A 17,087-nucleotide genomic window follows, 5' to 3' on the forward strand; every position below is an offset into this window, starting at 1 on the left:
CCCTCCGGGGATTCAGCGCCAGAAGGCGATCAGCGCGTCGGCCAGGGCCATTCCTTGGGCATGTCCGGCTCGAGCGGCCAGGGGGCGCAGAGACAGGTCCATCGCGTTCGCGCCGAACAGGTGCTCGGAAGCGCTGTCCGGGAAGATCGTCTCTACCTCGCTGCCCAGCGCTCGGAGCTCGTCCACCTGCGCGGCGAGCTGCAGACCCCAAGCCGGCGGCGTGAACGACCGGCCGCCGAACGGTGAGAGCACCAGCACCCGCTTGCACCCGGCGGCAAGGTCGGCGTTCTCGTTGCGCCGGTAGCCGCCGTCGATGTAGCGACGGTCGCCGATCCTGTAGGGCAGACCGCTCGAACAGCTCGCGGCCACGGCGTCCACCAGGTCGACCTCGCTGAGGTGGTCGAACACGACCGGCTCACCGGACTCGGCGTCGACGGCCGTGAGGAGCACCTTTCGTTGCGGCCAGTGCTGACTCGGGAACCGAGAAGCGACGGTGGCGCGCCACTGAGCGCGCCAGGAGCCGTCCGACGCGGCTTCCCGGTCGAGGGCTGCGGTGCCCACCTTTCTTCGCAGGTCAGCAGCGTCGCCGGCGGAGGCGATGAGAGCGTTCATCCGCTCCAGGTGGTCCACGACCGCGCCGTTCGCGGCACGTCCTCGGTCTCCACCGGGGGCGCCGTTCGGACGCGGGGGAGCAGCCGCAAGGATCGCGGCGAGCAGCTCGGTCGGGGACGCGCCGGCCAGCTGGGCGGCGGCGGTCGAGCCGGCCGACGTCCCGACAGTGAGGTCCGCTGCGGTCACGTCGAGCCCGGCATCGAACAAACCGGCGACGACGCCGATCAGCCAGGCGTTACCTGTGGACCCGCCGCCCCCGAGGACGAGTGCCCGTTCGCCGACAGGGAACGGCGGCACGCTCTGATCACTGTTCGAGGAGTCGGGTGCTGGGGAGGAATCAGGGGAGATGTTCATGGGAGTCGCCTTTCGCGAAGCGCCTGGCGAGCGCTCCCGATGGCGACTAGCTCAGTCGCGCGATCGTGGACTGCGGGGGAGCGCCCGGTACGGATACTGCGTTCACGGGTCTCACCTCCTTCCGACGGATCACGATCACCGTGACGCTAGCACGTCGAATACGCGATTGACCACGGCAATGTGTCGCGGACTGCTGTGCGACACAGGGAGCCGAGACACCCGGCATGGTCCGACGGGGGTACCGATAATTCCCGGTGGGAACAGCAGTCGACATTGTCGGGGGTTTTCGTACCGCATCCGATGGAATTCTCCGAGAGATCCTCGAATTGAGGATCGTCGGACGAGTCCGACGATCCGGTGCCATTCCCTGAGAGTTGATCAGGCTCGCCGGCTGTCGGGATCGAGCAGTTCTGGAGAAGCGTCTCGCGCACGCCCTCAGTAACGTCGTTCCTGACGACAGGCCCACCGAGAAGGGGAACCATGATGACCGGCACCGCGAAGACCGCCAAGAGCAGCAAGGCCTACGAGGGGTTCTCGGCCGAGGAACGTGCGGCGATGAAGGAGCGCGCCAAGGAGCTCAAGGCGTCCGCGAACCGGGCCGAGGCGGAGAAGGCCCAGCTCGAGAAGATCGCGGAGCTGTCCGAACCGGATCGCTCCATGGCTTCTCGGCTCCACGAGCTCGTCGCGGAGCACGCGCCCTCGCTCGCACCGAAGACCTGGTACGGGATGCCCGGGTGGGCCAAGGACGGCAAGATCCTGTGCTTCTTCCAGCCTGCGGAGAAGTTCGGCGCACGCTACCCGACCTTCGGCTTCAACGACGTGGCCCAGCTCGACGACGGCACGCTGTGGCCCGTCGCGTACGCCCTCACGGAGCTGACGAAGGAGAACGAGGCGACGATCGTCGAGCTCGTGAAGCGGGCGGCCGGCTGACCGAGGCCAGGAGAAGCCACGTCGTCACCTCGCAGGTCAGAGGCCCATAAATGGCCTCTGACCTGCGAGGATGCTGTTTCACGGCATGAAACCCGGGGGAGTGGCGGGGCGGGGATCTCCTGGCCGCGGCGCCAGGAGCCGTCTGGCAGGATGCTCACCATGCCCCTCGACATCCTGCTGGTCGCCGTCTCGCAGCGAGGCACGAGCTCTCGTCGTCGCACACTGAGGACCTTGGCGGCCACCTGCGACACCGAGGGCGAGCTCGTCCGGCTTGCCGCAGCGAGCGGGCGGCCGTTGCTGGCGAAGATCGACCCGTACAGAGATCTCGTGCTGACGTCGTCGGAGGTGGATCAGCTCGTCGCCGAGCTGCGATCCGTCGACGGCGCGGCATCCGGGGCCGCTGCACGCATCGTCGACGAGGCCGTCGGCCTGGCCGAGCGGTGCGCCGTCGACGCGACCACGGAACTACACGTGATCGGTGACTAACGGTCCGGTCCGCAGATCGTTGGAACGGCGCCCCTTCTATCCCCTCTCGACCGCCATCACGCAACGCCGATAATGTACATTATGTCATTATGGTCGAACGAGACCACCCCTCTCGGGCGCACGGGCGGGCATCGAGGGCCCCTGTGCGCCCCAGAACGCGCGTCCGGTTCGGCCGATCGAGCCCGCCGGCCGCGTCGGGTGCATCAGGAGCGCGCACCACTGACTCTCTCCTTCGCAAGGGCGTCGAGCAGCGGCGCCAGCAGCCTCTGGAGTCGACGATGAGCTCAGGACCGTTCGTGGCGACGCAACACGATGGGCCGAGCATCACCGAGCTGTCGACCTCGTCCAGAACCCCGCTGGCGCCGATCGGCCGACGGGTCGCGGTCCAGTGCGTGCGCACGTTGCTCGTGGCGATGCTCCTGGTGGCGACGCTCGCCGTGGCAGCCCTGACGGCCGCGCTCAGCGCGATCGTCGCGATCCTCGCCGCCCCCTGGTGGATCTATCGGTTGTGGCTCAGCCCCGCACGCCACCGGTCCCCCTCAGGCGCGGGCGTCCTGCTGGGTGCCCGACCCAGGCGAGACGACGACGCGGCCGTCGCTGCGCCGTCGGGCATCTGAGGACGAGACCGCCCGTGCCTCTTTCGCGACGACACCACCTGCGGTAGCCTTCTTCAATTGGGACATACGAGACAAACCATTGTGTTTGTCACAACACCATGATCTGAGGGTCGAACGTGAGCACCGGTCCCCTCGAGGGTGTCAGTGGCGCCCCCTATGCTCCGGATGTCCGATGTCATCCCGTTCCCAGGAGCCGCACGGTGGTCGCACCTCCCCGCCTACGTCGCGTCACCGTCGCCGAGGCCGTCGCCACGTACCTCTCGTCGGTGTCCGCCGAGACGGTCAGAGGGGTCCTCTCCCCCACGACCCAACGCAACTACGAGCGCGACCTGCGTGAGCTCGCCTCCCTCGCCGGGCCCGAGACGATCCTCGACGACATCACGGGCGACGACATCGACGACTTCCTCCTGCGCTACCAGATCACCCCTGACGGCCGGTACGCAGACCCCCGGACCAAGCCCGACGGGCCCGGGCGGTCGGCCGCGACCGTGAACCGCTTCCGGCAGTCGATCTCCCGCTTCTTCACGCACGCCGCGCGCGACGGGTGGGTCCAGGCCGACCCCATGCAGTGGGCCTCTCCCCCGGCCAGGCTCCGCGGCGGCCTGCGCGTCGCGCGGACGGCGCTCTCGGCGACGGCAGCCCAGGCGCTCCTGGTCACCGCGAGCACCAAGCCCCGCGGGACGGCTCCCTCGGCGGTTCAGGGCCCGGCGGCCGCATCTCCTCCGCCGCGCGCCGACCACGACCTCGCGCTGCGCGACCGCCTCATCATCGCGCTCCTGCTCATCCTCGGTCCGCGTGTCTCTGAGGTTGCACGCGCGGACGTCGACGACTTCGTGCGCGAGCCCGACCAGACCCGCTGGCGCATCAAGGGCAAGGGAGGCACCGTCCGCACCGTCAGCCTGTCAGAACCGTTGTCGCGAGCCCTCGAGGAGTACCTCGCCGGCCTGCGTCCCCAGCTGCTCGCCCGGCGACCCGGCGACCCCGACGCGTCCCGCGCCCTCCTGCTCACCTGGCGCGGTCGCCGCATCGACGCCCAGGCGATCCGCGCGCTGCTCAACCGGTGCATCGCCCGCATGCCCGACGAGTACCGGCGCGCCGCGACGCCCCACGCCCTGCGGCACACGACCGCGACTCTCCTCGTCGCCCAGGGATGGGACGTCAAGGTCATCGCCGAGCTGCTGGGTCACGCCTCGATCGCGACCACGGGCGTCTACCTCGACCGGATCGAGGGCGAGCTCGCCGCGGCGATCCGGTCCCACCCGCTCTCGGCCGGCCTTCCCGCGGAGATGGGGAGCGAGCCCCTGCCGGAGCATGACAGAACGGGTGAAATCGACACGGCGCGTCCCTGATATCGCAGCGGTCGCGGTCGGTCCGACCAACGTCACCAGTTTTCTCCGGGTGCTCTCGGCGTCCTGCGGCTACGGTGAGCAGGTGCGCCCCTCGAAGACGTCTCCCGTCCAGCTCGCCCGAACGGTGATGGCCCGCGCAGCGGTTCTCGCGGTCGCCGTCCCCATGACCGTGGCCACGGGTCTCGTGATCGCCGACGCCATCCGCAAGCGGCGCGTCACGGACCCCAGCCGCTTCCCCCGCTCGGCCCCGGCCGAGGGGAGGATCGGCGAGACGGAGACCACGATCTTCACGTACGGCGACGACCTCTACCGCGAGATGCTCGCCGCCATCCGCGGGGCCCGGCGTCGCATCATGCTCGAGACGTACATCTGGAAGGGGGACGAGCTCGGGCAGGAGTTCAAGGACGCCCTGATCGAGGCCAGCGGACGCGGCGTCGAGGTCTTCGTGATCTACGACGGCTTCGCGAACCTCGTGGTGCACCGCGAGTTCCTGACGTTCCCCTCCCCCATCCACGTCATCCGGTACCCCGTCTTCCGCCCCGGCGTCCTGGTGCTCAACGTCCGCAAGTCCGGGCGTGACCACCGCAAGATCCTCGTGGTCGACGACGAGATCGGGTTCGTGGGCGGGTACAACATCGGTTCGATGTACGCGACCCAGTGGCGCGACACCCACATCCGGCTCGAAGGGCCGTCCGCCTGGGAGCTGCGCAACGCCTTCGTGGACTTCTGGAACTCGAACCGGAAGTCGGACCAGCCTCCCCTCGAGGACCCCGGTTCACGCCTGTGGCTCCCTGAGCTCCGCGCGGCACGCAACGCGCCTGCGCACCTCGTCTTCCCGATCCGCGGCATCTACCTCGACGCGATCGACCGGGCCTCGGACCACATCTACATCACGCAGGCCTACTTCATCCCCGACCGCGAGATCCTCGACGCCCTCCTCATGGCAGCACAACGAGGGGTGGACGTCCGGGTCCTCGTGCCCGAGCGTTCCAACCACGTCGTCGCCGACTGGCTCTCCCGCGGCCTCTACACCACGCTCCTGCGGGGCGGCGTCACGATCTGGCTCTACAAGGACGCCATGGTCCACGCCAAGACCGCGACGATCGACGGGCGCTGGACCACGATCGGCACCGCGAACATCGACCGCCTCAGCCTGACCGGCAACTACGAGGTCAACCTCGAGATCGTCGACGCCGGCATCGCCAGCCAGATGGAGAAGGTCTTCGAGGTCGACCTCAGCAACTGCCGGGAGCTCACGCTGACGGAGTGGTCGAGCAGGTCGATCGCCGCCAAGCTCGGAGAGGTCGCGCTGACCCCGCTGCGCCCGCTGCTGTAGCGTCGGGGTGCCGGGCATCGGCACCAGCGAGCGACCAAGGGGTCAGGGTAGGTCCAGCAGGACCGTCGGGACGCGTAGTCGACAGGCAGCTCGGTCGCTGAAGCCGTGCTCCAGCTCGAACTCACACTCACCGCACGCGGCGACCGGGTCGTCGACCACCTCTGGGTGCTCGCTCCACGGGTGGTCGCACGCCTCGCACGATCGCTTCAGGGCTCGGCGACGTGAGCGCCTCTCTGACCGAGAGACTCCCCTTGGGTCGGCTTCGGGTGCTTCCATCGCGCCAGACTACCGATCAGCGAAACGCCTACTCCCTCACCGCGTCCGCGATCTCCTCCTCCGGGCGCGGCGGGACGGTCTCGTCGATCTCGATGACGGGCACCTCGTCGAACTCCGGGTGCTCGCGCAGGAGCTCCTGCGCGACCGCCTCAGGATCACGGTGCGACTGCTGCTCGGTCATGGTCGGCTCCTCGGGGTGATGTCGAGGCGCTGGCCCACCTCGAGCGGACGGTAGTCGTAGGTCCCGCCGGTGCGGCCCACCCCGAACAAGCGATGGACGAGGCCGAGGCCCGCGGTCGAGAGGATCGCGTCGTGGATCGGCACCACGGCCCACGGGTCCAGGGCGCGGACGAAGTCGATGCCCTCCGCGACCTTCATCCACGGCGCCGCCACCGGAGCGAGCAGCACGTCCAGACGTCGGTCCGTCAGGGGCGGGCTGAGCGAGTCGCCCGGGTGATAGACGCTCGCGCCGTCCGCCGAGAACAGGTAGGTGACGTTCGCGACCCGGGGGATGTCGGGATGGATCACCGCGTGCTGACCGCCTCCGACCAGCACGGCGAACGGCCCCAGCTCGAGCACGTCGCCCGGCTCGACGACGCGGTACGTCTCGCCGTCGGGAGCCTCGCCCAGCAGGTCGAACGCCGCCTGCGGGCCGATCATCGCCAGCCCCGGACGCTCGTCGAGCGCTTTGCGGACCGCCGCGACGTCGAGGTGGTCCGGGTGCGCGTGCGTCACGAGGAGCGTCCCGGGATCCGCCAGCGCGGATGACGTGTCGGCGAAGGTCCCGGGGTCGACCGTGAGTGTGGTCCCGTCGTGATCGAGTGCGACGCAGGAGTGTCCGTGGAACGTGAGGTGCATGAGCCTTCCTTGGGCCGGGGTGTCTTCCTGCTTCCAGTGTGCCGTGAGCGGCCGCGGTCGTCGCGAGGTGGCTCCGACGTGTCCGGCCGCCCCCCCGCACCCGCGTGCGCTCCGTCGTCGGGCATGCGCCTCTCCCCGACGACGACGCGGGCCGGGTCAGCAGCCTGTCGCTGCCGACCCGGCCCGCGGGCAGTGGATCACGGGTGTCAGCCGACGACCAGGACCAGGTCCCCGCCCTCGAGCTGCTGGACCGCGCCGATCGCGACGCGCTGCACCGTGCCCCCGACGGGCGTCGTGATCGCGGCCTCCATCTTCATGGCCTCGACCGTCGCGACGGTCTGGCCTGCCTCGACCACCTCGCCCTCGTGGACCACGGGAGTCACCGCCCCCGCGAACGGCGCCGCGATCTGCCCCGGCGCTCCGGGGTCGGCCTTCTCGGCGAGCGACGAGTCGACCTCGATCGACCGGTCGCGCACCTGGAGCGGACGCAGCTGGCCGTTGAGGGTGAACATGACCGTCCGGCGCCCGCGCTCGTCGGGCTCACCGACGGCCTCGAGCCCCACCAGGAGCTTGACGCCACGGCCGAGAGAGACCTCGACCTCCTCGCCGGGCGTCAGGCCGTACAGGTACGCCTGCGTGCCCAGCACCGACACGTCACCGAACGCGGCACGCGACGCCTCGTACTCCTTGGTCGGGCCGGCGAAGAGCAGGTGGTTGAGCCGGTTGCGGCGCGCGTCCGAGTCGCCGTCGAGGTCCGCCTGGTCCTCGACGGTCAGAGGCGTGACGGCGTTGCGCACGACCCGGCCCGCGAGGGCCTTGGAGCGGAACGGCTCGGGCCACCCACCGGGCGGGTCGCCCAGCTCGCCGCCCAGGAACGCGATGACCGAGTCCGGGATGTCGAAGTCCTGCGGGTTCTCGGCGAAGTCGACCGGGTCGGCGCCGCGCGCCACGAGCTGCAGCGCCAGGTCACCCACGACCTTCGAGGACGGCGTCACCTTGACGAGCCGGCCGAGGATGCGGTCGGCCGCGGCGTAGGTCGCCTCGATCTGCTCGAACCGGTCCCCCAGGCCGAGCGCGATGGCCTGCTGGCGCAGGTTCGAGAGCTGCCCGCCCGGGATCTCGTGCTCGTACACGCGCCCGGTCGGGCTCGACAGCCCCGACTCGAACGGCGCGTAGAGGCGGCGCACGGCCTCCCAGTACGGCTCGAGGTCGCACACCGCGCGCAGCGAGAGGCCCGTGTCGCGATCGGTGTGCTCGAGCCCTGCGACCAGGGCGGACATCGAGGGCTGGCTCGTGGTGCCGGCCATCGCTGCGCTCGCGACGTCGACCGCGTCGACCCCCGCGGCGACCGCGGCCATGAGGGTCGCCATCTGCCCGCCCGAGGTGTCGTGCGTGTGCAGGTGCACGGGCAGGTCGAAGCGCTCGCGCAGGGCCGTCACGAGCCGGGCCGCGGCCGCAGGACGCAGCAGGCCGGCCATGTCCTTGATCGCCAGGACGTGCGCCCCGGCGTCGACGATGCGGTCGGCGAGCTCGAGGTAGTAGTCCAGCGTGTACAGGGACTCGGCCGGGTCGAGCAGGTTGCCCGTGTAGCACAGGGCGACCTCGGCGACCGCGGTCCCCGTCGCCCGCACCGCGTCGATAGCGGGCCGCATCTGCTCGACGTCGTTGAGCGCGTCGAAGATGCGGAAGATGTCGACGCCCGTGGCCGCGGCCTCGCGGACGAACGCCTCGGTCACCTCGGTGGGGTACGGCGTGTAGCCCACCGTGTTGCGGCCACGCAGGAGCATCTGCAGCGCGACGTTGGGCATGGCCTCGCGCAGCGCCGCGAGCCGGGCCCACGGGTCCTCGCCGAGGAAGCGCAGCGCGACGTCGTACGTCGCCCCGCCCCACGCCTCGACCGACAGGAGCTGCGGCGTCATGCGGGCCACGAAGGGGGCGACCGTGACCAGGTCGTGCGTGCGGACGCGCGTCGCGAGCAGCGACTGGTGCGCGTCACGGAACGTCGTGTCGGTGACCTTGACCGCGGTCTCGGCGCGCAGCGCACGGGCGAAGCCCTCGGGGCCCAGCTCCAGGAGCTGCTGACGGCTTCCCGGCACGGGAGCGATCGACAGGTCGATCTCGGGGAGCTTGGCGGCGGGGTCGATCCCGCCGGGGCCCGTCCCGTGCGGACGGTTGACGGTCACGTCACCCAGGTAGCTCAGGAGCTTGGTCCCGCGGTCCGCGCTCTCGCGCGCCGCGAGCAGCTCGGGGCGCTCGTCGATGAACGACGTCGACAGGTTGCCCGCGATGAACTCGGCGTCCGACAGGACGGCCTGCAGGAACGGGATGTTGGTGCGGATGCCGCGGATGCGGAACTCCGCGAGGGCGCGTCGTGCGCGCCGGACGGCCGTCGGGTAGTCCCGCCCGCGGCACGTGAGCTTGACCAGCATCGAGTCGAAGTGGCCCGAGATCTCCGACCCCGCGGTCGCCGTCGCGCCGTCGAGCCGTACGCCGGCGCCGCCCGGCGAGCGGTAGGCCACGATCCGGCCCGTGTCGGGACGGAACCCGTTCGCGGGGTCCTCGGTCGTGATGCGCGACTGGAGGGCCGCGCCGTTGACGTGGACGTCCTCCTGGCGGATGCCGAGGTCCTCGAGCGACTCCCCCGCGGCGATGCGCATCTGCGAGGAGACCAGGTCGATGTCCGTGACCTCCTCGGTCACGGTGTGCTCGACCTGGATGCGGGGGTTCATCTCGATGAAGACGTGCTGCCCCGCACGCTCCCCCACGGTGTCGAGCAGGAACTCGACCGTCCCGGCGTTCTGGTACCCGATCGACCGCGCGAACTTCACGGCGTCGGCGCAGAGCGCCTCGCGGACCGCAGGGTCCAGGTTGGGTGCGGGCGCGATCTCGATGACCTTCTGGTGGCGCCGCTGGACCGAGCAGTCACGCTCGTAGAGGTGCACGACGTTGCCCTGGCCGTCGGCCAGGATCTGCACCTCGATGTGACGCGGGCGCAGGACTGCCTGCTCGAGGAACATGGTCGGGTCACCGAACGCGCCGTCCGCCTCACGCATCGCGGCGGCCAGCGCCTCGGGCAGGTCCTCGCGGCGGTCGACGCGGCGCATGCCGCGCCCGCCGCCACCCGCGACGGCCTTGGCGAAGATGGGGAAGCCGATCTCGTCGGCGGCCGCGATGAGCTCGTCGATGTCCGACGAGGGCTCGCTCGACGCCAGGACCGGGATCCCGGCCTCACGGGCAGCCTTGAGCGCGCGGACCTTGTTGCCCGCGAGCTCGAGGACCTCGGCGGGCGGTCCCACGAACGCGATGCCCGCGTCCTTGCAGGCGCGTGCCAGGTCGGGGTTCTCCGAGAGGAACCCGTAGCCCGGGTAGATCGCGTCGGCGCCCGCGTCCTTGGCGACGCGCACGATCTCCTCGATGTCGAGGTACGCCCGGACGGGGTGGCCCTCCTCCCCGATCCGGTACGCCTCGTCGGCCTTCAGCCGGTGCTCGGAGTTCCGGTCCTCGTAGGGGAAGACGGCCACCGTCCGGGAGCCGAGCTCGTACGCTGCGCGAAACGCCCGGACCGCGATCTCCGCGCGGTTGGCGACCAGAACTTTCGAGAACACCAAGTACCCCATCCGTCATCGTGGGTCGGGTCCGGGACCGTCGCGAGAAGAGGTCCACGCACCCGCTCGTCACGGGCGTCGCTCCGGCACGAGCCGGGACGCCCACAGGCGATCTTCGCACGGGTTCTTCACGGTTCGGGCAACAGAACCCCGCGAGCGGCCGCGAATGTGGCCTGCGACACGCGCCGAGCCCCGCCCTGCGGAGGCAGGGCGGGGCTCGGCGGAAGGTGTGCGGGAGCGGGGTTCAGCCCGCGGTCCGTGCCCGACGGCGCAGCGCCAGCTCGTCCTGCGTGGGACCGCTGGGCGCGTCGTCGGTGTCCGCGAGCGACTCGGTGGGCATCTCGCTGAGCGTGCCCTCGACCTCGCGCCAGACCCGGCCGACAGCGATGCCGAAGACGCCCTGCCCGCCTTGGACGAGGTCGACGACCTCGTCCGGGGACGTGCACTCGTAGACGCTCGCCCCGTCGCTCATGAGCGTGATCTGCGCGAGGTCCTCGACGCCGCGCTCGCGCAGGTGGTCGACCGCCGTGCGGATCTGCTGCAGGGAGACACCCGTGTCCAGGAGTCGCTTGACGATCTTGAGGACGAGGATGTCGCGGAAGCCGTAGAGGCGGTGCGTCCCCGAGCCGCTGGCGGGGCGGACGGTCGGCTCGACCAGTCCGGTGCGCGCCCAGTAGTCGAGCTGTCGGTAGGTGATGCCGGCGACCCGGCAGGCCGTGGGCCCGCGGTACCCGGTGTTCGTGTCGTGCTCGGTGATGTCCTCACCGAACAGCAGGCCCTGTGCCGCATGGGGAACGGGAGCACCCGGCTCCGCGCTGGCTCCACCGCTGCTGTTCACTGTGCCTCCAAGGGTGATGTGGACTCCACGCTAGGCCCGTGACCGTGGGCCGTCAACGACTGACCCCCTGAAGCCGGGGCGTGTCGCGGGTGACCTCGAGGCCTCGAGGACTCCCCTGCGCCGGGGCCGCTTCCCCCGACCTCACGTCATGATTGAATGTCCAGAATATACGTTTGTGAGGCTATTGTCTCAGGTGGTACCTGAAAGTCATGCGTCCCTTTCAGGGCTTTCGGGTGTTTCCCCTTCCTCGGGAGGGCCGAAGTCCTCCGGCGTCACGTGATCCAAGAAGTCGCGGAAACGCTCCATCTCCCGCTGTTGCTCGCCGTCGACGAGCTCGACACCGGCCAGCGCCACGATCTCTGCCGAGCACAGGACGGGGCTCCCCGTCCGCACCGCGACGGCGATCGCGTCCGACGCCCGTGCGTCGACGCGCACCCCGGTCCCCAAGACCATCTCGGCGTAGAAGATCCCGTCGTCGAGCGCCACGATCTCGACGCGCGTGAGCTCGACACGCAGCGCGTCGAGGACGCTCCTCAGGAGGTCGTGGGTCATGGGCCGCGGGGCCGTGAGGTGCGCCTGAGCCATCGCGATCGCGCTCGCCTCTCGCGGCCCGATGATGATCGGCACCACGAGCTCTGCCGCCGGGTCGAGGAGGAGGACGACGATCTCCTGCCCTGCTCCCTGCTGCTGGCGCACGCCGAGGACCTCCACGGGGACCATCGGCACCTTGTCGCTCACGTCTCCACCGTACGACGCGCGGCCCGCTCCGTCAGGAGCAGGACCGTGCTGCGTCCCGGACGCACTGCGCCCCCGGTACGTGTGGACGTACCGGGGGCGCTGGTGAACGGTGGATCAGTTCGTGAGGTCGCCCACTCCCTGACGGACCCAGACGGTGTGCAGCTTGGCGAAGAGCTCGCCGACCTCACCGGCCAGGGTGCTCGCATGGGCGCGGGCCGAGGCGCTCTGCTGGCTGCGCCACGGTGCGACGACCTGCTCGACCAGACCGACGTGCCGATCGGCCGACGTGCGCAGGAGGCGCAGGTGGCGCGGCTCGATCCCGTACTCGGACAACGCGGCCGCGAGCTGGACGACCTCGAGCGACCACGCGTCCAGCTGCCCACCGGGCGCCTGGCGAAGCACTCCCGCGGAGATGAGCCCCTCGACGAGCGAGACGTCGACCTCTGCGGTCGAGGCCAGCGTCGCGACGGTGTACTTCTGCCGCGTCACCGCGCGCTCGGGCTCGCCCCCGCTCGTCGCCAGACGCGGCGCGGGATTCTCCACGACCTCGCCTTCGTCGAGGGCGGCCAGGTTCTCCTTGATGACCTTGAGCGGGAGGTAGCGGTCGCGCTGCTCGAGCAGCACGTACCGCAGACGCTCGACGTCGGCCGGGCTGTACTGCCGGTAGCCGGACGGGGTGCGCTCGGGATCGATCAGTCCCTGCTCCTCGAGGAAGCGCAGCTTGGAATGGCTGACTCCCGGGAACTCCGCGCGAAGAGCTCGCAGCACGTCGGAGATGCGCATGGTCGCGCGCCGAGAGATCCCGTGAGGCCATCTCTCGGTGGAGTCCTCGACCTCGTGGTCCGCCAGGGCCCGCGCGGCGTGCGCATCGGCCCCGCCGAACCGGTCTTCGTGTCCCCAGGGGGAACGTGCCGGTTGGTTCACGGGTGCTCTGCCGCGCCTTCCACCGGGCCCGCGGGCTCGTCCAGGACGGGGCTGGCGTAGAAGGTCAGGCGGTACTTGCCGATCTGGACCTCGTCACCGGTCACCAGGCCCACGGCGTCCACCCGGTTGCGGTTCACGTAGGTCCCGTTGAGGGAGCCGATGTCACGCACGACGAACTGTCCGCCCTCGCGCACGAACTCGGCGTGCTTGCGCGAGACCGTGACGTCGTCGAGGAAGATGTCCGCGTGCTCGCTGCGGCCTGCGACGACGCGGTCGGCGTCCAGCAGGAAGCGCGAGCCGACGGCAGGTCCCCGCTGCATGACGAGCAACGCAGAATGGCGCGGCAGGGCTGAGATGGCGGTCTGTTCCTCAGCAGTGAGGCTGCCCGGCTGCAGGCCGTCGTCGATCGGAAGCTCGATTCGTCCGAACGTGACGGTCGTATCGCTGCCTCCCCGGCGCGGCTCCGCAGATTCACCTGGAGTGGTCATCTCGCCTCCTCGGGAGTTTTTACGCATTCAGAGCAAAATACCTTGGGGGGAAGTTACTACACCTACCGGTCCCCCGGGTACAGGGAACGCGGTGAGGCGGAGAATGCCCACCAACGCGACCAACCTACCCCGACCGACGGGTCCGAGAGAAGAATCCGTGCACGTCAGGAGGCATGACGAGGGTCAGCTGCCGTCCTCGGCGGGGACCGGGGTCGCGAACCGCGGAGCCTGCGGCTCACGCGTCGCGTCGACCGTCACGAGCTCCTCCTGGGTGATCGTCGGCACTGCGCCGGCGGTCCGGACCGTGGCCATGGCCCCGCCAGGGATCTCGAGGGCCGTCTCGAGCGTCGACGGGTCGCCGATCACGGTCCACCGGTAGGGCGAGGTGATCTTCTGGCCGTCGACGACGATCCCGCCGTCCCTGTCCTCGAAGTAGCTGCTCGTGACGAGGCGGACGCCGTTGACCTCGACGACCTCGGCTCCCGCGTTGCGCAGCTCCTCGAGGATGTTGAACATCTTGGGAGCCGTGAGCGGCTGGCCGGGCTCGACGATCGACAGCTCGATCCCCGGGCCCTCGGCGGGCAGTCGGCCCGAGAGGATCCCCTGGGACTCGGACTGCTTCTGCGCCAGCTCGAGGGCCGCCTGCTGCTGCCCCGACCCCGACTTGAGCTCGTCACGCGTCGACTGGAGCGTCGCGACCCGCTCCTCGAGCTCGTTCGCACGCTGCGTGACCTCGTCGAGGAGGCGCACCAGGTCGCTCTGCCGCAACGACGAGAGCTGCTGCTCCTGCGTCTGGCTCACCTGGACGGCGAGCGCGAACCCGAGCAGCGCGCACAGCAGACCTGCGAGCAGCTTGGAGCGCGTGAGCTGGGGACGCATCGCGTGCCCGAGCTTGGACCACCCTCCCGGAGCGGCAGCAGAGGGCGACGCGGCCGCCTCGTGGCGACCGTGCGCCGTCGGGCGTGGTCGCGGGGCGGGCTGCGGCTCGACCGGGCCGTCCTGCCCGACGACGTCTCCCCCGCCCGGCGCTGCGGCCTCGGCGAGCGCACTGGTCGTCCTGGGCGCGACGGAGATCACCTCGGTGGCACCGGTGGTCGCCAGCGCCTCGTCGGCACCGCGGTCCGAGTCGGCAGACGGCCCTGCGGGGGCCTGCGCGACGACCTCGGCGGCCGTCTCCGGTGCCGGGGTCGCCGGAGCGGGGTCCGGCAGGTGGCCGATCGTGCCGGGGTCGTCGGTCGCGGCGTCTGCGCGAGCATCGTCCTGCGGCACGTCGGACGCGCCGACCGCGACGGGCGTCTCAGGCTCGCCCGGCTCGGACGCCTCGACGGGCACGGGCACCTCGTCCGGGGCCGCGGGCACGTCGTCCGGGGCCGCGGGGATGTCGGGCTCGATCTCGTCTGCGGAGTCCGCGTCCGCGTCTGCGGCGTCCGCGGCCGTGGCCTCGCCCGTGGCGGGCAAGGGCTCGGCGGGCTCTGCCACGCTGCCGTCCTGCGGGGTCGTCTCCTCGACCGGGGACTCCTCGGGCAGTGCCGCGTCGTCGGGTGTCGGGTTCTTCGCCATCGCTGGGCCTACGCCTTGAACAGGTGCCGGCGGATGGCAGCGGCGTTGGAGAAGATGCGGATGCCGAGGACGACCACGACGCCCGTCGAGAGCTGCGTGCCCACGCCGAGCTGGTCGCCGAGGAAGACGATGAGCGCCGCGACGACGACGTTGGACAGGAACGAGACGAGGAAGACCTTGTCGTCGAACAGACCGTCGAGCATGGCGCGCAGGCCGCCGAAGAGAGCGTCGAGCGCGGCGACCACCGCGATGGGCAGGTAGGGCTGGAGCGCTACGGGCACGGTGGGCTGGAGCACGAGCCCCGCCACGACGCCCAGGACCAGTCCGACGACTGCGATCATTCCGTGCTCTCCTGCTCTGCGGGTGAACTGTCGGTGCCCGCGGGCTCGTCGCCCCCGGTTGCGGTGGAGTCTACGGCGTGCGCGTAGTACAGGCGTTGCACCCCGTTCCCGGGGAGCGAGAGCTTGCTCTGCGCGACGCGGCTCTGCTGGATGCCCCAGGCCTGGCTGATGGTCATCAGGTAGTCCTGCGCGGCCGACCGGGCGAACGTGGTCTCGAGGGTGTCGGGATCTCCGATCGCCTCGACGCGGTACGGGCCGATCAGGGGCTGGAGGTCCACGAGGATCGCCTCGCCCGCGCTGCGCACGGCGCTGAGCGGGGTCAGACGCTGCCCGTTGATCGCGATCGCTTCTGCTCCCGAGGCCCAGAGGCCGTTGACGACGTGCTGGAGGTCCATGTCCTGGACCTTCTTCTGGAACGAGTCCTCGTCGGACGCCCCGAGCCCCGCCGGTGCGTCCTTGAGCGTCACGACGATCCCCGGTCCCGTCACGGCGATCGAACCGTTCGTCACGCCGTCGACCTTGAGCGACTCCAGGAGGGCGGGGTCGATGTCGGAGAGCGCCTGGGTCTGGAGGGCCTCGGTCTCCTCGCTGAGGGCCGTGGCGCGTGCGGCGAGGTCGTCGACGGCCTCCCGGCGGTCGGTGATCTCGTCCTCGAGGACCTGTCGGGCGGCGATCGCGGACCCCTGGGGAGCCCTGAGGTCGACCGTGGCCGTCGTCGTGACGAAGCCGAGCAGGACGCCCAGCGTCACGACCAGGAGCCAGGTGCGAGGGCCCTTCGACTGCTCCTGCCCGGTCGCGCGGCGCGCGGCGGCCTCGGCGTAGCCGGGGTCGAGCGGGCGGTCCATGACCTCGGTCAGCAAGGTCATCGAGGCGTCGACCCGCGGGGGGCGGCGGGGAGCGGGCGCGTCGTTGCGAGGTGCGTGGGTCATCCTGCGGCCGTGTCCTGAGGGTCGGGGCGGTGGCTGGGAGCGAGGAGCTGCCGGGTCTGGCGGACGTACTGGAACCCGGCGAGCCAGTAGAGACCGACTCCCCACCAGGTGAACGCCCAGCCGATGATCGAGGCCGTGGCCCCCAGGGCACCGGGACTCTCGGCGAGCAGGAGCAGAGGGAAGGCGTAGAGCAGCGCGAACGTCGCAGCCTTGCCGACGAAGCTCACGGGCAGCGGGCCGTAGCCGCGGCGTGTGAGCGCCGGCAGCAGAGCCAGCAGCGTCAGGTCCCTGGCCACGATGACGAGCACGAGCCACAGCGGCACGACGTCGCGCCAGGCGAGGCCGAGGAGGGTCACGAAGATGAAGAGCCGGTCGGCTGCCGGGTCGAGCATCTGCCCGAGCTTGGTGACCTGGTTCAGGCGGCGTGCGAGGACGCCGTCGAGCCAGTCCGACGCCCCGGAGATGGCCAGGACCGCGAGCGCCCAGGCGTCGTCGCCGCGGACGATGAGGACGGCGAAGAGGGGGACGAGGGCGAGCCGGAGGAAGCTGATGGCGTTGGGGATGGTGAGGATGCGCGAGCTGACCTCTTGCCCTGCTGCCACGCCCACCGTCCGTTGCTCACTGCGTCTTGCGCATCGCTTGTCCGCCTTCATCCTACGGGTGGTCATCCTAGGGGCGTGGGGGCGGTGTGGTGGGGCATTTACGGTGTTGCTCGGGGTGTTCTTCCGGGTTTGGCATGTTTTGTGTGGGACGTGGTGTGTGTGACAACGGCGATGTGGAACTCGGCGCGGGCACGGGGCGTTGTGCGTGTGCTGGTTTCGTCTGCGTCCGTTGGCGTTCCGGGGG

At 70.5% G+C, this 17,087-nt stretch carries 17 protein-coding genes; 5 read left to right on the forward strand and 12 right to left on the reverse strand.

The features are described 5' to 3' along the window. Positions 1–12: 12 nt before the first annotated feature. The gene (locus ASE27_RS14625) at positions 13–966 is read right to left on the reverse strand and encodes a patatin-like phospholipase family protein (protein ID WP_056651915.1); all 954 of its coding nucleotides are present in this window, start codon (positions 964–966) and stop codon (positions 13–15) included. A gap of 480 nt (positions 967–1,446) precedes the next feature. Here ASE27_RS14625 and ASE27_RS14630 point away from each other — a divergent pair, with 480 nt between their 5' ends. The 5 genes from ASE27_RS14630 (at position 1,447) to ASE27_RS14650 (ending at position 5,684) form a co-directional block, all read left to right on the forward strand. Next, entirely contained in the window at positions 1,447–1,896 is a 450-nt protein-coding gene (locus ASE27_RS14630; RefSeq protein WP_369800602.1) for an iron chaperone, read from the forward strand. 159 nt (positions 1,897–2,055) lie between these two features. Next, entirely contained in the window at positions 2,056–2,382 is a 327-nt protein-coding gene (locus ASE27_RS14635; RefSeq protein WP_157257648.1) for a hypothetical protein, read from the forward strand. A 278-nt stretch (positions 2,383–2,660) separates the two neighbouring features. Continuing rightward, positions 2,661–2,999, forward strand: coding sequence for a hypothetical protein (locus ASE27_RS14640; RefSeq protein WP_056651921.1), 339 nt, complete (start codon positions 2,661–2,663; stop codon positions 2,997–2,999). A gap of 200 nt (positions 3,000–3,199) precedes the next feature. Beyond that, entirely contained in the window at positions 3,200–4,348 is a 1,149-nt protein-coding gene (locus ASE27_RS14645; protein ID WP_082608954.1) for a tyrosine-type recombinase/integrase, read from the forward strand. Between the two features lie 127 nt (positions 4,349–4,475). Further along, the gene (locus ASE27_RS14650; protein WP_056652296.1) at positions 4,476–5,684 is read left to right on the forward strand and encodes a phosphatidylserine/phosphatidylglycerophosphate/cardiolipin synthase family protein; all 1,209 of its coding nucleotides are present in this window, start codon (positions 4,476–4,478) and stop codon (positions 5,682–5,684) included. A 304-nt stretch (positions 5,685–5,988) separates the two neighbouring features. On the opposite strand, the gene ASE27_RS20310 is transcribed toward ASE27_RS14650, so the two are convergent. The 11 genes from ASE27_RS20310 to ASE27_RS14700 all read right to left on the reverse strand — a co-directional run bounded on the left by ASE27_RS20310 (position 5,989) and on the right by ASE27_RS14700 (position 16,843). Further along, a complete protein-coding gene (locus ASE27_RS20310) occupies positions 5,989–6,141 on the reverse strand; it encodes a hypothetical protein (protein WP_157257649.1) in 153 nt (50 codons plus the stop codon). Further along, positions 6,138–6,818, reverse strand: a complete 681-nt coding sequence (locus ASE27_RS14655; RefSeq protein ID WP_056651924.1) for an MBL fold metallo-hydrolase — start codon at positions 6,816–6,818, stop codon at positions 6,138–6,140. The genes ASE27_RS20310 and ASE27_RS14655 overlap by 4 nt, the downstream gene beginning before the upstream one ends. A gap of 206 nt (positions 6,819–7,024) precedes the next feature. Beyond that, entirely contained in the window at positions 7,025–10,423 is a 3,399-nt protein-coding gene (locus ASE27_RS14660; protein WP_056652298.1) for a pyruvate carboxylase, read from the reverse strand. Positions 10,424–10,667: 244 nt separating this feature from the next. Continuing rightward, a complete protein-coding gene (locus tag ASE27_RS14665; RefSeq protein ID WP_056651927.1) occupies positions 10,668–11,261 on the reverse strand; it encodes a MerR family transcriptional regulator in 594 nt (197 codons plus the stop codon). Between the two features lie 207 nt (positions 11,262–11,468). Next, positions 11,469–11,999: a bifunctional nuclease family protein gene (locus ASE27_RS14670; protein WP_369819020.1), complete on the reverse strand. Its 531-nt coding sequence runs from the start codon at positions 11,997–11,999 to the stop codon at positions 11,469–11,471. Between the two features lie 114 nt (positions 12,000–12,113). Beyond that, positions 12,114–12,782, reverse strand: a complete 669-nt coding sequence (locus ASE27_RS14675; protein ID WP_082608955.1) for a MerR family transcriptional regulator — start codon at positions 12,780–12,782, stop codon at positions 12,114–12,116. Positions 12,783–12,919: 137 nt separating this feature from the next. Then, on the reverse strand, positions 12,920–13,411 hold the full coding sequence (locus ASE27_RS14680) for an FHA domain-containing protein (RefSeq protein ID WP_056651929.1): 492 nt from the start codon (positions 13,409–13,411) through the stop codon (positions 12,920–12,922). A 183-nt stretch (positions 13,412–13,594) separates the two neighbouring features. Beyond that, on the reverse strand, positions 13,595–14,971 hold the full coding sequence (locus ASE27_RS14685; RefSeq protein WP_056651932.1) for a DUF881 domain-containing protein: 1,377 nt from the start codon (positions 14,969–14,971) through the stop codon (positions 13,595–13,597). 8 nt (positions 14,972–14,979) lie between these two features. Continuing rightward, positions 14,980–15,312, reverse strand: coding sequence for a small basic family protein (locus ASE27_RS14690; RefSeq protein ID WP_056651935.1), 333 nt, complete (start codon positions 15,310–15,312; stop codon positions 14,980–14,982). Continuing rightward, complete coding sequence (locus tag ASE27_RS14695) at positions 15,309–16,241, reverse strand: DUF881 domain-containing protein (RefSeq protein ID WP_082608956.1); 933 nt, start codon at positions 16,239–16,241, stop codon at positions 15,309–15,311. Before ASE27_RS14695 ends, ASE27_RS14690 begins: the two co-directional genes overlap by 4 nt. Continuing rightward, complete coding sequence (locus ASE27_RS14700; protein ID WP_056651938.1) at positions 16,238–16,843, reverse strand: CDP-alcohol phosphatidyltransferase family protein; 606 nt, start codon at positions 16,841–16,843, stop codon at positions 16,238–16,240. Before ASE27_RS14700 ends, ASE27_RS14695 begins: the two co-directional genes overlap by 4 nt. Positions 16,844–17,087 lie beyond the last annotated feature (244 nt).

Source organism: Oerskovia sp. Root918 (genome assembly GCF_001428945.1).
GTDB classification, from domain to species: domain Bacteria; phylum Actinomycetota; class Actinomycetes; order Actinomycetales; family Cellulomonadaceae; genus Oerskovia; species Oerskovia enterophila.

What these genes read in the sequence shown, in the direction of transcription:
- ASE27_RS14625 (WP_056651915.1), bottom strand. Translation starts at nt 966, where the DNA reads ATGAACATCTCCCCTGATTCCTCCCCAGCACCCGACTCCTCGAACAGT.
- ASE27_RS14630 (WP_369800602.1), top strand. Translation starts at nt 1,447, where the DNA reads ATGATGACCGGCACCGCGAAGACCGCCAAGAGCAGCAAGGCCTACGAG.
- ASE27_RS14635 (WP_157257648.1), top strand. Translation starts at nt 2,056, where the DNA reads ATGCCCCTCGACATCCTGCTGGTCGCCGTCTCGCAGCGAGGCACGAGC.
- ASE27_RS14640 (WP_056651921.1), top strand. Translation starts at nt 2,661, where the DNA reads ATGAGCTCAGGACCGTTCGTGGCGACGCAACACGATGGGCCGAGCATC.
- ASE27_RS14650 (WP_056652296.1), top strand. Translation starts at nt 4,476, where the DNA reads ATGGCCCGCGCAGCGGTTCTCGCGGTCGCCGTCCCCATGACCGTGGCC.
- ASE27_RS20310 (WP_157257649.1), bottom strand. Translation starts at nt 6,141, where the DNA reads ATGACCGAGCAGCAGTCGCACCGTGATCCTGAGGCGGTCGCGCAGGAG.
- ASE27_RS14655 (WP_056651924.1), bottom strand. Translation starts at nt 6,818, where the DNA reads ATGCACCTCACGTTCCACGGACACTCCTGCGTCGCACTCGATCACGAC.
- ASE27_RS14675 (WP_082608955.1), bottom strand. Translation starts at nt 12,782, where the DNA reads ATGCGCATCTCCGACGTGCTGCGAGCTCTTCGCGCGGAGTTCCCGGGA.
- ASE27_RS14680 (WP_056651929.1), bottom strand. Translation starts at nt 13,411, where the DNA reads ATGACCACTCCAGGTGAATCTGCGGAGCCGCGCCGGGGAGGCAGCGAT.
- ASE27_RS14685 (WP_056651932.1), bottom strand. Translation starts at nt 14,971, where the DNA reads ATGGCGAAGAACCCGACACCCGACGACGCGGCACTGCCCGAGGAGTCC.
- ASE27_RS14690 (WP_056651935.1), bottom strand. Translation starts at nt 15,312, where the DNA reads ATGATCGCAGTCGTCGGACTGGTCCTGGGCGTCGTGGCGGGGCTCGTG.
- ASE27_RS14695 (WP_082608956.1), bottom strand. Translation starts at nt 16,241, where the DNA reads ATGACCCACGCACCTCGCAACGACGCGCCCGCTCCCCGCCGCCCCCCG.